Consider the following 13,838-nt stretch of genomic DNA (forward strand, 5'->3'; position numbering starts at 1 on the left):
CCAATTCCTCTAATAAATAACCAACAAAAAAATAAAGAAAAGTTTCCAACATCTACTTCAACTCTATATCCAATATCTTGTTAAAAATTTCAAGATACTTTTCTTCGTCATCCACTAATGACAATTTAGCAATTAATTTAGCTACCTCATTGTCACTATCAGTAAAGGCAAAGAACGTTTGATAATCTAACTCTAAGGCTTCAATTAGCTTATTTAGAGTTTCCAATTTAATATTAGAATTTTGTCCTCTTTCAATTCGACCAAGAGCATTGACATCCATCCCCGCCTTATCAGCCAACATCTCTTGAGTTAGTTGCTTTTTTATCCTCAATTCATAGATTCGGTTAGATACACTTTTTCCTAATGACATAGCACTGCTCCCTTTTCTAATTCTATACACTAAGACTATGACTTATCAGAAATTATTTGTAGGTTTTTAGTGTATTTTTTATCAAAAAAACAATACTCAAGATATGTTTTTGTGGTAAAATAAAAGATAACTAAGTATTATTTTTGAAAATAATAATACTTAAAATACTAAAGGAGACTTTTCAAAATGAAAAAGCGAAACAAATATCTATTAATAGGTGTAACCTTTTTAGCCTCGACAACAATTCTCTTAGCCTGTTCAAATACCAGCAAACCCTCCACAAATACTTCTCACTCTCAAGAGAAAACTTCTTCTGAAAAAACAAAAGAAGTCAGTATCGGAAACTATATAAATCAATCCAAAAAAGCTCCCCAGCTCTGGTATGAAATCGACGGAGAAAAAGTTATCAAGGGAGTATACGCCTTTGAAGATAATCAAGTAACTTATTATGATACTTCTTATGAAGCTACTACAAATACTGAAACAACCATTTCTTCTGCACAATTTAAAGCTGACTATGTTGGAAAAAATGTTTACTCGGCTGGTGGAAATGTTCAAAGCTTCTTTGATAGCTTTGATGGAAAAGATACGGCAGAAAAAATTTCTGAAGAAATGCTAACTGATATTATCAAGAAATACGATACTGAAGATGGTAATGCTGATGGAATAATTGATGTTACAATTCCAGATGCTCTTACTCTTGAAAGCATTTCAACTTTATCAGATGATGAAATTATTGAACAAGCTAAAGCATTTGAAAAGGCTAGTACCCATAAACAAATTATTTTTGAAAAAGTATCACTTGCGCTTAGACAATTGGTTGATGGAAAAGATACTACTTCAGCAATAGACAAGTTGACAGAAATTGAAAACCAATATAACCAAAAGGTAGCATCAGATTATCAATTGAAAATTTTACCTGATGAGGACTTGGCAGAAACACTAGAAGAAACCCTAACAATTCCTATCAAAAAACTTAGCTATGATAATGTTATTGATTATACCTATGTTATTAAGGACGAATCTTTCTCTGCACATTTAGCCTATTCTCAATTTGCTTCAAAATCAGTAGATGATGTGAAATATATTGGCTTCCCATCGTTTGTCACAAAGCAAAAAGACGGCGAAAATGTGACTCTAGTTTATGATACCTACGATTTGAGACCTGACAATGTTCAAGTAACTTCAGATAGCGTTGACGATGAAGAATAATTTTTAGGAGAAAATAATGAAAAAATTTAAAGCACTTTTATTGACACTTATAGCCGTATTGTTCCTTACTGCATGTTCTGCTAGTAACCAAAGCTTGGATGGAACATATACTTATGAAGAAGGCGGAAGTAGCATGACGATTATTATTGATGGTCAAGGTGGTTCACTTAGCATTGAAGCAGGTGATGGCTCAGGCTCACTATTCGTAGACAATATTAGCACAGATTTTACAGTGGACAAAGAAAGCAAAACATTTAACGTAGAAGGAGAAGAGCTTGAATATTCTCTTTCGGGAAACACATTAACCGTAAGTGGAGATGGCTTCGGAACTGTTAAATTGGAGAGAGAATGATAAATGAAAGACGAGCTTTAAATAGCTCGCCTTTTTAATATTAATTTGAATCAACTTCTGATATACCATACATATCCCATAATCCTTCCGGAATGTATTCCTTTGGCATACAACCCTCCCTATTTGCATTAGTTGGTAATTTTATAGATGTGAGATTGCCATCTCTATTGTATTGTTGACACAGCTTTGCTATTTCACTATACACCATATTTTGCCTTACCTGAATCTTAGTTGGCTCATGTAACATTTTTCTATTCCAATATTGAACACGACTATATTTTTCATCGTCATCCAAAAAGAACAGATTCACTGAACGAAATACACTATTAATTTTCCTTCTATCATTTTTAACTTCAATATACAGATATTCTTCTGTAAAAGAATTAATGATATTGGAAAACTTCAGTTGATTTTTACTTCCTCTAAAAAGTTCAAAAACATTAGTTAGCTCACTTGATGATAACACTCCAAATTCTCTCAAACTAGCCTTGGCACTTGTGAACTCTTTTCGAAAAGATTCTGTTTTTGCTAAAGCCATACACTGAATAAAAGTGTAAATACGCTCAATATCTAAAAGCACTTTCTCTCTATCAATCAGCATATAGACTTCATTAGATTGCTGTTTAATATTATTCAAGATTAAGTCACAATATCTCTCACTAATTACTAGAGTTGGATTATTACTCATTTCTTCTAATAAGTTTTGAAAAATAAACTGTTGGATTTCAGCATAAATAACAGGCAGGTATAAATCGGAAAACAGACTGTAAACCTTTTTTTCCACCTCATTTTTATCAGATTTAAAATCTGTAAGTACTTTAGTAGCCTTTGAAATGGTATTGACAATATCTTCTGAGATAACTGTTTCTATCGAAAGAATAGATAACCTTCGCAACTTGCGACTTTTTTCCGCTATTAATTTAATTATCTTTTCATCATAAAAAGTTTTTCCATTTTGAACCGCTTTCTCAAGCAAAAGGGTATCCATCTCATCATAAATCTGCCGAATAATACGGTCAATGCTTTGACGACTAATATTTTTATTCGGAAAATCATTGTTTTTTATATAATATCCTATTGGTAGAAAGCCATGATTGAAAAAATATAAAATATCATCAACTGAATAATATTTTTTAGGATTAACTAATTCTAGTGTTAATATCATCGCATTCTCAATATATACTTTATACTGACTCTGTGTATAGCCATCTTTTGAAAAGTCATCATTGATAGGTTGAGAAGATTGTAAGAATCCATTTAGCCTATCATATAAACTTAAAACGGTATTTTCTAATAAGCGCCTATTTTTCTTGTTCACCTTGAATTTTGCAAAACATTCTTGTAAAAGTTCATAAATCATTTTTAATTCCGTAACTGAATTTGAAGAATTAATATGGTATTCTAAGCGCTCAACTATTTCTGAAATCTCTAATCCTTCATACAATTCATCTGTGAATATTTTCCAAGGATGATTATCAGACCAGATTTTTCTATTGACTACATGACACTCATAAAACAATCTGCTTTCTTCTCTCTCAGCTAAGATTTTATAAAATTCATCTCTATTCGAACAGCTATTCATAATATTTTTTGTGGATAGCTCAATTTTTTTATCAAAAATTTCAAATAACATAGTTCACTTAACTCCTTTATTTCTGTGAAAAATTTTTATCCACTTTTCTTCAAATCACGCTCAAACCCTTTTCAAAAAAGGACTTGTGGCTATACTCAAAACTCGTTCAAAAACTCATATCTTTTGTTTTTTAAATGTCTTATACTAAGACTCAAGAAGTACTTCAATAAGCGAAAGAGAGGTTTGAATATGAAAAGTAAAATTGTATAACTCTATAATAACATCATTTCAAATTAAAAAAAGATGATGCTTTTTAAAAGAAAAAAAGAAAGGAGACATCTTATGCTTATTTTCACAGAGTTGGATGGTATTCATGAAAAAATCGTTCTGTTCGACTTGGATGAGACTCGTAAAACTCGTTATGGTATTGAAATCAAACCAGATGAAGATTATCAAATTGTTGGTTACTCTAACGAGAATCACGCACCTATCTTTTTAGGCCTTGTGGTCGGTAGGGACAAAAACACCTTACATGTCGCTAGCACAAACACAAGACTCGATTCATTCTTGAGTGAGTTTGTTTCAAAAAAGAATAAACTCATAACAGAGATTGCTTCTCTTGAAACTGAGCTTGAACGAGAAGTTGATTTGAAAGAACGTGCAATTAACGATTTAGATGTTGAAATTGACGAACTAAACAATCAACTTAAAGAACTACAGCAAAGATACAAAAAGCGTAAAAAATTAGTTGATGCTGAACTCAGAAAAAATTTTTATAGCTGGATTGACAGTCATTGGTTTCTTAGAATCTTGTATTCGCTTTATGAAAACTTATCATAAGTTGAGTCTGCTTCAGATTTAATCAGTTAATTTTATAAAATTGAAAAAAGCTGAAACTAATGCGCCGTTTGAAGAAAGTATAGATTGTGAAGCGAATGAATCTGCTGCGCAGATAGCGTTATGCATCAAGTCTGAACAATCGTGAAGACGCAGAAAATAACGCGTTAGAATGAGTGTAATAAGCTGTGCTTTCTAGAACTCGCATTATCATTCAGTGACACCTTCAATTTTATAATTACGATTAAACGAAGTATTCAACTTATGACGTTTTCTTAGCATACAAGATTTAAAAACCTGCTGAAATACAGCTAAAATTTTAACTGTTCAGCAACTAATTTTACAACTTTGTATTTAGATGTTTCTGTTGATTTTTTATCGTCAAGAAAGTCTAGATATTATTCACGCTTGAAATTACACTCGTACTCTCATCAAGAGAAAATGTCTTTTCAATTTATCTAATTAAAAAATAACAAATAAATAAAGAAAGAAGAATATCATTATGACACAAAAAGAAATTATTAATGTCGTTGCTATTAGTGTGAAGGAAGAAAAGAGAGACGGCTGGTTAGCCTGTGTTAAGGCCAACACCCCATCATGGAAAACCTTGCTACTACCGTTTAACAAAGAGATTTTTACCTCTGTCTTTAGTAAGCTAGGTGTGTATGAGGTCGAGCTAAAGAATCTGTCATCGGCTTTCGGAAGTCGCCCTAGATACGAAATCACCGAAGCTAGGCTAATCGTATCATTTGACGAAATACTTAAGGCTTACAAATAAGTTATTACTTCTAACCAGTACAAGCTAGAAAACAACCATGTGTTGGACAATAGGTTGGGCTGGTTAGAAGTCCACCTGCGGTAGGCAACCAGCGCTCATCTGGGTAATGTAATAACCCAGATTCCAGTACAAATACTGTATTACAGGAGAATAAACCAATGACAAACGATATACTTCAAAACATAGATTTTACCAGCAAATATCTTCATGTCGGCGTAGATGAGTTAACCATAGTAATTCAGCCAAATGAAGAGACAATTGGTGAATGGCCAAACCATTGGAATCAAATTACTACGGAACTTTCTGAAATCATTGCAGAAAAACTTTCCCTCCCTTCATTATTTGGAGAAATGGTTCGAGAACAGATTTCTCCTCAAGGTTATACCACTTCTTACAGTTTTGAAAATATGCCTTATTTTTTAAGAATTGCCTTTCATGAAGGCTATTTAAAAATGGGAATCATTATTAAATTTTCAGCATCGGCTCTAAGCCTATACAAACAAGCCTATGAAAATTCCTTTAAAGAGCCCATCGGAGTCTATGAAATACTAAAAAAGTTGGACGAACCATATTGGAATATGCATCTAAGTAGGATTGACTTTTGTGCAGACTACCTTAACTTTCCTTTATCGGTTAATGACATTTATAATAATTTAAAAAGTAAAAAATTTGAGATTATTAATTACAAAGGAAATCGTAACCATAAGAAAATGTCTGCTATCGAGATAGATGCTGAAGCTAAGACAGTGACGATTGGCTCACGTAAGAAAGGCTCAAATAGTTTTCTCAAAATTTACGACAAACTCACCGAACAATTAGAGAATAACGGAAGGTATGCCCAAATTGCTCAACAATTTCAGTCTTGGGTACGATTTGAAGTGACTTTTAGAGGGCAATACGCCAAACAACTGACCAAGCTAATTCTTTCTCTACCTTCACGCGATATGTTTCAACAATTTATCGCCAATAAAATTTTGGAAAAATATTGTTTGATTGATGCAGAGACGGGACAACTAACAGAATATAGCGAAGCATTGATTAACTTTTCAACCTGTGCTCCCCCTCTGGTAGTAGTTAGTCCAAGAAATAATCAGCTAATGCAAAGCATACACTATATTTTAAAAGGTAGTGGCTTCTTCCCTATGTTAGAAAAGGTCAAGCAAATTTGGGGTATCCCAGCTGTAACAATACTTCTAAAAAGGTTATTGTTCGAATATGAGTACAATTATAAACCCAATGATGATGTTGCTAATTGGTTAAAGAAAAATGCTCTTGAATTACAAGTACTAGAATTTGAAACTTACCTTGACAGTGTAATCGAAATTTTTTATATAAAAAACGCTCCTTCTTCCCCAGAATCCGCCAAGAAACCAGGAAGAAAGAACGCTGTATAATTGTGAAGATAAGGTAAGCTTATCCCTTGCCTATTATCTCACATATTTTATTTGAAAGAAAGTATGAGAGGCAAAAAATGATTAGCATTGTAAATAAAGATGATGTCATGAAACTAACTGGATTTTCTGATTCCCAAGCAAAAAAACTCATTAGGGAAGCGAAAGCAAGACTAGTTTCTGAAGGTTTTTCTTGGTACAAGAACAAACGTATCGGACGAGTCCCAATCAAGACTATTGAAGACATTCTAGGTTTTGAGTTATCCCCAAAACATGATATAATTACTAACGTACGAGAAGATACTGCTCTTGAAAAAGGAGTTTCAAATGGCAGTAACTAGACAACAAAATAAAAAATGGAAGGTGGATATTAGTGACGGTTATGATGCCGTAACTGGCGAACAAAAACGTCACAGAAAAACAGATTTTAAAACACGCAAAGAAGCTGAACGATATGAGGCAGACTATCGTATCAATAAGCTGCATCAAGTCAGACATAAAGATAAAGTTTCGGTTTCCTATCTCTACTCGCTCGTTCAAGAAGAAGATGAACTTCGAGGCAATAAACGAGGGACAATAGATAGTCAAGAATCTTACTATCGAGTATACATGTCCAAATACTTCAAAAATGCGGATATGCGAGCTGTCTCTGTTACGGACATCAAAGAATACAGAAATTGGCTAAAAAACCAACCTAGTGTAAAAGGTGGGACTTTAACCAATTCTCATGTTAATCAGCAAATGATTTTTGTCCATAAAATGTTTGATGTTGCAATTGCCAATCGTATTCGACAAGATAATCCTTGTAATGGATTGAGACGATTGCCACATCAACATAAAGAAATGGCATACTATACACCTGACCAGTTCAAACAGTTTGATTCACTTTTTGAAGAGCATGAATACCCTTTTCAACTCTTGTATCGTGTACTAATGTATACTGGCATGCGTATTGGCGAAGCATTGGCTTTAACTTGGCAACATGTCAACCTTGAAGAAAGTTATATTGATGTTAAATACTCTGCTTATTATCGCAAAGGTCAAGTCCATATCGGTACAGTTAAAACCACACAATCCAATCGTCGGATTTATATCCATCGTGCCTTCGTGGAAGAATTGAAACACTGGAAAGAGAAACAACACAAGCTACTAAATGAATTTACTGATAATCCAAATAGCCTGCAACTCTTTCAATCAACTCCAGAGGTATTGACTAGTCCTAATGTTTCAAATTTTCGGGTTCTTCTAAAAAAAAGAATGCCCAAAAATTTAAAACTTATTCGTAACCATGATTTCAGGCATTCTCATGCTGCCTTCTTAGTCTCCCAAGGCTTACGTAATGGAGAAGGTAAAGACTATATTTTCTTTACTTTGATGAAACGATTAGGTCATTCCTCAATCAACACTACAATAAATGTATACTCGCATTTATTTCCAACCCAACAAAAAGAAATTGCCTCTGCCTTTGAAAATTTTTAACAATAAGGCAAAATAAGGCAACGAAAATTTAACCAGAGGGTCTAAACCCTTTGTACGAAAGGAATCTTAAAAATCTTATGATGAATATGCAAAATATGATGCGTCAGGCTCAAAAACTCCAAAAACAAATGGAGAAAAAACAATCTGAACTTGCTAGTACAACTTTCACTGGAAAATCAGCTCAAGATTTAGTTGTTGTTGAGTTTACAGGTGATAAAAAATTGGTGAACATCACTTTTAAAGATGCTGTTGTTGACCCAGATGATGTTGAAACACTTCAAGACATGACAACACAAGCAATCAACGATGCACTTTCTCAAATCGATGATGCCACACAAAAAACACTAGGCGCATTTGCAGGAAAATTACCATTTTAATGACATAATCAAAAAAGCTCGAACCTTTTAAGGTTCGAGCTTTTTAAGCTTCTTTTGCTGTTTCTAAACAATAAGATTTTTCATGACAATGTGGGCAAGTTAATTTTCGCGTTTTAGGAGTATGACGAGCAAATACGAATTCCCTATACGTTGGTTGGAAAAGTTGGTGGCAATTGGGACAGATATAAGCTATTTTACGTGAAAAACGATAAGACAATGTTAATAATGTGCCAACATACACCAAACCAATACCGATACCAACACCTTGCCAAACAACAGATTGTGGACGACTTGCAAGCCAAGCAACACAAAGAACAAAAATAAGAATCGTTGCTAGATTACTAATCCACATCCGTTTTTGCAAACGACGCCAAGCTAATTGATTTTTCATGGTAAGAGAAATGTCTGATAAAAATTCTAGCGACTGACCTGTTTGATTTTTTACCCTGTCAAGCAAGTTGACAGTAGTGTCAAGTTTGGCTTTCTTCTCAGCAAGCTCACGCTTTGTTTCCTTGATATGCTCAACAAGCAGTAACTCTAAAACTTGCCTTGCATTTTCCTCAGCAAACAACCGCTTTATCTGTTCAATAGAAAAATCTAACTCTCTCAAAAAACAAATCATGCGCAACTGTTCCAAATCACTATCCACATAAATCCGCCGTCCACCTTCTGTCAAATCAGATGGCGACAAAATACCACGTTTATCATAATATTGGACCGTGCGAACTGAAACACCTGCCAACTTCGCCAAATCGCCAGTTGTATAAGAGCGAGACATTCCTTTCACCTCCTTTCTGTCCTTATTATAGGACATGCCCCAACGTCACAAGCAAGGGGTTACCCTAGATGATTTTTTATTTTTTGAAAAATAGCAGAGCTTTTAGCTAAAAAAGCCACCTAAAGCTGCAAAAGGATTGTCACCATGCTCTTCTTCTTGCTGATTCAAATAAGATTTATTCTCATCAAATTCCATGAACTTTTCATAAACAAGCGCAGTCATGCGAGCATCTTCAAGTGAATTATGACCATGTCCTGAAATACCTAAAAATTCAGCAACACTTGTCAACTTGAGACTGGCAATTCCATTCAAGTCTGTGCTACGACGTTCAAAAGCCTCATCATATAAATCAACCTTGTAAAGCTCTGTCAAGTCTAATTCATTTTCAGCAAGTAAGGGCAGGTCTGATTTTAGCGCATTGTAACCAACCAAAGCAGTCTCTCCAACGAATGTTTTAAAGTCAGCCAGCACTTCATCAAGCTTTGGAGCGTTAGCAATTTTTTCTGATGTAATACCCGTCAATCCATTAATGAATGACTGCAATGGCACATCGGTGTAAACATAAGTGTCAAAGCTATCAACTTCGTGACCTTCTTTGAATTTTACTGCTGAAACCTGAATAATATGACTTTTCTCAGCAACCGTATTAAATTCCAAATCAAATGCAATGTACTCCGCTAATTTTTCCATGATACCTCCTAAAAATGAGTTTATAAAATAAAGCTGGAACTTTTGTCCCAGCTTCCGATAAATTTCGAGTTCTTATTTTCCACCAAAAAGACGCGCTAGGAATCCCTTCGGAGCTGCTTCTTCTTGAATTTTTTCTTCTGACTTCGTTTGAATTTCTTCGACTTCAGCCTTAGCTTCATTAAGTTCAAGCTGAAGGCGTTTTGTGTCTTCCATGGCAGCAAGCGTCAATTGTTGTTGCTGATCAAGCTGCTTGTCTTTTTCACTAATTTGCACATCTTTAACACGAAGCTGTTCATCTTTTGAAGCAAGCTGTTTATCCTTAGCTTTGAGCTGCTCATACAAACGTGTAATTTCAGTATTTTTTTCGTCCACTAAAATTTCTAAAAGTTCGCGTTGTTTTGTTTCTTCATCAATTGGCTCATCTTCAAAAATGGTTGTTTTGTAGATTTCTTCCAATTTAATCAAGCCACTTCGGTTGACAACGGTAACTCCCTTTTCATTTTTATCGACATCTTCTTCTGGCAGACTCTTGACACGATTGTTAACCGCTTGGCGGCTAACTCCTAGAATCTCAGCCAGCTCGCTAACTGTTTTCTCAATTGCCATAATATCCTCTTTTACGTTGAAATTTCTTATGAAAAGGATAACATAACAGTCTATGATTGTCAATTTTCACCAAGTTTCTGGTGTGCTTTTTACTTGATATCAACTTTTTTTAGAACTGCTGTCACGTTTTTGTTATTTTCTGTAAACATCCTAACTTTCTTTTCACAAATCCCATTACTTGCTTATCAAGATAGCAATATTTTATGCTACAATAGCTATATGAATACATACGATACAATTATCATTGGCGGCGGTCCCGCTGGTATGATGGCTGCCATTTCAAGCAGTTATTATGGTAACCAAACATTACTTATCGACAAAAATAAACGACTCGGCAAAAAACTAGCTGGAACGGGGGGTGGACGTTGTAACGTCACTAATAATGGTACCATTGATGACCTCATGGAAGGCATTCCTGGAAATGGACGCTTTCTTTACAGTGTCTTTTCACAATTTGACAACCACGACATTATCCGATTTTTTGAAGAAAATGGCGTTGCTTTAAAAGTTGAGGACCATGGGCGTGTGTTCCCAAAAACTGATAAATCAAAAACGATTATTGATGCTCTTGCCCATAAAATCAATGAACTCGGTGGCACCGTTTTAACCAATACTGAAGTTGTTTCTGTCAAGAAAATCGACAACCTTTTCCACGTCAAATCTGCGACAGATGAGTTCATCTGTGGAAAACTCATTGTCACAACAGGTGGTAAAGCCTATCCTTCCACAGGGTCAACAGGTTTTGGTTATGAGATTGCCAGGCATTTTAAACTCAATCTTACAGAACTTGAAGCGGCTGAAAGTCCATTATTAACAGATTTTCCACACAAGGAACTTCAAGGAATCTCTCTTGATGATGTTTGTTTGAGCTATCAAAAACACTATATTACGCATGATTTGCTCTTTACGCATTTTGGTTTGTCTGGACCTGCCGCACTACGCCTATCAAGTTTTATCAAGGGTGGCGAAACCATTACACTTGACCTTGTCCCCAAACTATCCACAGAAAAGATACACGCATTTTTAGCGGAGCAGCGTGAGAAATCCCTCAAAAATGCTCTTAAAGTGCTTCTTCCAGAACGATTAGCAAGCTTTTTAGCACAGCCATTTCCCGAAAAAGTCAAACAACTAACGCCACAACAAGAAAAAGAACTTGTGGATAACATCAAAGAGCTGCCAATTAAAGTAACCGGAAAAATGTCACTGGCAAAATCTTTTGTGACTAAAGGTGGCATTGATTTGAAAGAAATTAATCCCAAAACCCTTGAAAGTAAGCAAGTCCCTGGACTTTACTTTGCTGGTGAAGTGCTTGATATTAATGCCCACACAGGTGGTTTTAACATCACTGTGGCGTTATGTACAGGCTGGGTCGCTGGAAGTTTACATTACTAACAATTGTTGAGAAATCCTTTTGTGGGTTTCTTTTTTTGAAAAAAATATTTAACTAGTTAAGTTTTTCTCTTGATTATTTCCTCAAAGGTGTTATAATAAATATCGTTAACCAGTTAAGTAAAAGGAGACATTATGGCTAAAAAATCAAAAATTGCTAGATACAACCGACAACTAAAACTCATTGAACAATATGCCGACTTACGTCGTGAATTGAAGGCAAAAGGCGATTACGAAGCGCTTCGTAAATTACCACGCGACTCAAATCCAAATCGTTTGAAAAATCGTGACCGCATTGACGGACGCCCACACGCATACATGCGTAAATTCGGCGTTAGCCGAATCAACTTCCGTGACCTTGCTCACAAAGGACAACTTCCTGGCGTCAAAAAAGCCAGCTGGTAATCCTCAAAAAAATAGAAAGACAAAAGTTTTTATCACACAAAAAGCTGGGATATCCCCAGCTTTTTTAGTTAATAACATAAGTATAGAAACGATTATCCACAGCTAAACGTGGAAAATCAGCAGGTAAATTTGACGATTCAATTGCTTGAAAACCAAATTTTCGGTAAAAGTGCTGAGCAGCCTCAAAATCTGTTGTTGTTCCAAGAAAAATAGCCTTCTTCTGCTCTTTTTGGCAATAAGCTACAAAAGCCTTCAATAATTCTTTTCCTAAACCTGCTTTTCTGTAATTTTTACTTACAAACATTTTCTTTAAAGCGACATTGTCTTGTTCAAGAGCCACTAAGCCAATACACCCTAGCACTTCTTTCCTCTCATTTATAGCTACCCAGAATTGACCACCTTGTTTTTGATAAGAATTTTCAATGTCCAATAAATCAGGTTGTTCCGTTAAGGAAATAGGAAGCAAAAATTCTTCTTGCTGGATAGTTAGTATCAAGTCTATCACCGCCTGATTAAACTTTGGTTCAAAAATAGATATCTGCATACCTTACCTCTATAAAACCTCTCGTAATTTATCAATATCTTCTTGCGTTGTTGACCAACTTGTTGCTAAACGAATAACCGTATGAGTATCGTCATATTTTTCCCAGAAGCTATAAGCAAGGACTTCACCTAAAGTGGCTAATTTAGCATTTTCAATAATGATAAATTGTTGATTTGTTGGTGATTCCAGATAGAAACGATAGCCTTTTTCACGTAAAATGGCTTTTGACTGCTCTGCCATTTTAATAGCGTGCTCACCAATTTCAAAATAAAGATTATCCGTAAAGAAACGGTCAAATTGCACACCAATCAGCCAACCTTTTGCCAAAAGTGCTCCATGCTGCTTGACTGTTGTCACAAAATGTTTTGGTGTATTTTGTTTTGTAAACACGACGGCTTCACCAATAAAGGCTCCCATTTTGGTACCACCAATATAAAAGACGTCTGATAATTCAGCAATAGTTGGTAAATCAACATCTGTCTCCTTAGCTGCCAAACCATATCCTAAACGTGCGCCATCAATAAAGAGTGGCAATTGATATTGACGACAAACATCTGAAATGGCGGTTAATTCTTCTTTGGTGTAGAGCGTGCCATATTCAGTTGGGTGAGAAATGTAAACCATCCCTGGAAAAACCATATGGTCATGGTTGCCATCACGATAAAAGTTATCCACATAAGCAGCAAGCTCAGCCGCCTGAATTTTTCCTTGATGAGAAGGAAGTGTTAGTACCTTGTGTCCTGTAAATTCAATAGCACCAGCTTCATGAGTGCTAACATGCCCCGTTTCAGCAGCGATAACACCTTCGTAAGAGGTTAACAAGCTATCGATAACCACTTGATTAGTCTGTGTGCCACCTGATAAAAAGAAGATTTCAGCTTCAGGGCAATGGCAAGCTGCTTTCATCTTTTCTGCAGCCTGTGCACAATAACTATCCATGCCATAACCAGCAAAACTTTCTTGATTACTATCCACAAGCGCTTGGAGTAGCTGTGGATGAATTCCTTTATTATAATCATTTTCAAAATGTAACATATTAGCACCTCTTTTGATTGCA

At 35.2% G+C, this 13,838-nt stretch carries 17 protein-coding genes; 10 read left to right on the top strand and 7 right to left on the bottom strand.

The annotated features are described in order from the left end of the window. Positions 1 to 52: 52 nt before the first annotated feature. Positions 53 to 370 carry a helix-turn-helix domain-containing protein gene (locus E8M05_RS09890; protein ID WP_003032102.1) on the bottom strand — a complete coding sequence of 106 codons (318 nt, stop codon included), beginning with the start codon at positions 368 to 370 and terminating at the stop codon, positions 53 to 55. A 186-nt stretch (positions 371 to 556) separates the two neighbouring features. Between E8M05_RS09890 and E8M05_RS11330 the strand changes: the two genes are divergently transcribed. Together E8M05_RS11330 and E8M05_RS09905 are read left to right on the top strand one after the other, a co-directional pair. Continuing rightward, entirely contained in the window at positions 557 to 1,582 is a 1,026-nt protein-coding gene (locus E8M05_RS11330) for a hypothetical protein (RefSeq protein WP_211116049.1), read from the top strand. Positions 1,583 to 1,598: 16 nt separating this feature from the next. Continuing rightward, positions 1,599 to 1,934: a hypothetical protein gene (locus E8M05_RS09905; RefSeq protein ID WP_136596470.1), complete on the top strand. Its 336-nt coding sequence runs from the start codon at positions 1,599 to 1,601 to the stop codon at positions 1,932 to 1,934. 40 nt (positions 1,935 to 1,974) lie between these two features. Here E8M05_RS09905 and E8M05_RS09910 read toward each other — a convergent pair whose 3' ends face one another. Continuing rightward, entirely contained in the window at positions 1,975 to 3,567 is a 1,593-nt protein-coding gene (locus E8M05_RS09910; RefSeq protein ID WP_136596471.1) for a hypothetical protein, read from the bottom strand. 282 nt (positions 3,568 to 3,849) lie between these two features. Here E8M05_RS09910 and E8M05_RS09915 point away from each other — a divergent pair, with 282 nt between their 5' ends. The 6 genes from E8M05_RS09915 (at position 3,850) to E8M05_RS09940 (ending at position 8,369) form a co-directional block, all read left to right on the top strand. Further along, positions 3,850 to 4,347 carry a coiled-coil domain-containing protein gene (locus E8M05_RS09915; RefSeq protein WP_168800105.1) on the top strand — a complete coding sequence of 166 codons (498 nt, stop codon included), beginning with the start codon at positions 3,850 to 3,852 and terminating at the stop codon, positions 4,345 to 4,347. Between the two features lie 499 nt (positions 4,348 to 4,846). Further along, positions 4,847 to 5,122, top strand: coding sequence for a hypothetical protein (locus E8M05_RS09920; RefSeq protein ID WP_136596472.1), 276 nt, complete (start codon positions 4,847 to 4,849; stop codon positions 5,120 to 5,122). 158 nt (positions 5,123 to 5,280) lie between these two features. Further along, positions 5,281 to 6,516 (top strand): replication initiation factor domain-containing protein, encoded by a 1,236-nt coding sequence (locus E8M05_RS09925; protein WP_136596473.1) that lies wholly within the window; start codon positions 5,281 to 5,283, stop codon positions 6,514 to 6,516. Between the two features lie 77 nt (positions 6,517 to 6,593). Continuing rightward, positions 6,594 to 6,854 carry a DUF3173 family protein gene (locus E8M05_RS09930; protein WP_024416832.1) on the top strand — a complete coding sequence of 87 codons (261 nt, stop codon included), beginning with the start codon at positions 6,594 to 6,596 and terminating at the stop codon, positions 6,852 to 6,854. Beyond that, entirely contained in the window at positions 6,841 to 7,992 is a 1,152-nt protein-coding gene (locus tag E8M05_RS09935) for a site-specific integrase (protein ID WP_136596474.1), read from the top strand. Before E8M05_RS09930 ends, E8M05_RS09935 begins: the two co-directional genes overlap by 14 nt. Positions 7,993 to 8,069: 77 nt before the next feature. Continuing rightward, positions 8,070 to 8,369: a YbaB/EbfC family nucleoid-associated protein gene (locus E8M05_RS09940; RefSeq protein ID WP_003066489.1), complete on the top strand. Its 300-nt coding sequence runs from the start codon at positions 8,070 to 8,072 to the stop codon at positions 8,367 to 8,369. Positions 8,370 to 8,412: 43 nt separating this feature from the next. Here E8M05_RS09940 and E8M05_RS09945 read toward each other — a convergent pair whose 3' ends face one another. From E8M05_RS09945 to E8M05_RS09955, 3 genes are all read right to left on the bottom strand, one after another. Further along, entirely contained in the window at positions 8,413 to 9,147 is a 735-nt protein-coding gene (locus E8M05_RS09945) for a MerR family transcriptional regulator (protein ID WP_013852257.1), read from the bottom strand. Positions 9,148 to 9,249: 102 nt separating this feature from the next. Beyond that, positions 9,250 to 9,837 (bottom strand): 3'-5' exonuclease, encoded by a 588-nt coding sequence (locus E8M05_RS09950; RefSeq protein ID WP_003066494.1) that lies wholly within the window; start codon positions 9,835 to 9,837, stop codon positions 9,250 to 9,252. Between the two features lie 72 nt (positions 9,838 to 9,909). Further along, positions 9,910 to 10,443 (bottom strand): DUF536 domain-containing protein, encoded by a 534-nt coding sequence (locus E8M05_RS09955; protein WP_003066496.1) that lies wholly within the window; start codon positions 10,441 to 10,443, stop codon positions 9,910 to 9,912. Positions 10,444 to 10,662: 219 nt separating this feature from the next. Between E8M05_RS09955 and E8M05_RS09960 the strand changes: the two genes are divergently transcribed. After that, positions 10,663 to 11,835 (top strand): aminoacetone oxidase, encoded by a 1,173-nt coding sequence (locus tag E8M05_RS09960; RefSeq protein WP_041973744.1) that lies wholly within the window; start codon positions 10,663 to 10,665, stop codon positions 11,833 to 11,835. Between the two features lie 132 nt (positions 11,836 to 11,967). After that, positions 11,968 to 12,237, top strand: a complete 270-nt coding sequence (gene rpsN, locus E8M05_RS09965; RefSeq protein WP_003066499.1) for a 30S ribosomal protein S14 — start codon at positions 11,968 to 11,970, stop codon at positions 12,235 to 12,237. 64 nt (positions 12,238 to 12,301) lie between these two features. Here the strand turns inward: rpsN and E8M05_RS09970 are convergent, their stop codons facing one another. Together E8M05_RS09970 and E8M05_RS09975 are read right to left on the bottom strand one after the other, a co-directional pair. Next, a complete protein-coding gene (locus E8M05_RS09970; protein ID WP_003066501.1) occupies positions 12,302 to 12,781 on the bottom strand; it encodes a GNAT family N-acetyltransferase in 480 nt (159 codons plus the stop codon). 9 nt (positions 12,782 to 12,790) lie between these two features. Continuing rightward, the gene (locus E8M05_RS09975; RefSeq protein WP_058692500.1) at positions 12,791 to 13,816 is read right to left on the bottom strand and encodes a threonine aldolase family protein; all 1,026 of its coding nucleotides are present in this window, start codon (positions 13,814 to 13,816) and stop codon (positions 12,791 to 12,793) included. Positions 13,817 to 13,838: the final 22 nt, after the last annotated feature.

The organism is Streptococcus pasteurianus, from assembly GCF_004843545.1.
GTDB lineage: Bacteria > Bacillota > Bacilli > Lactobacillales > Streptococcaceae > Streptococcus > Streptococcus pasteurianus.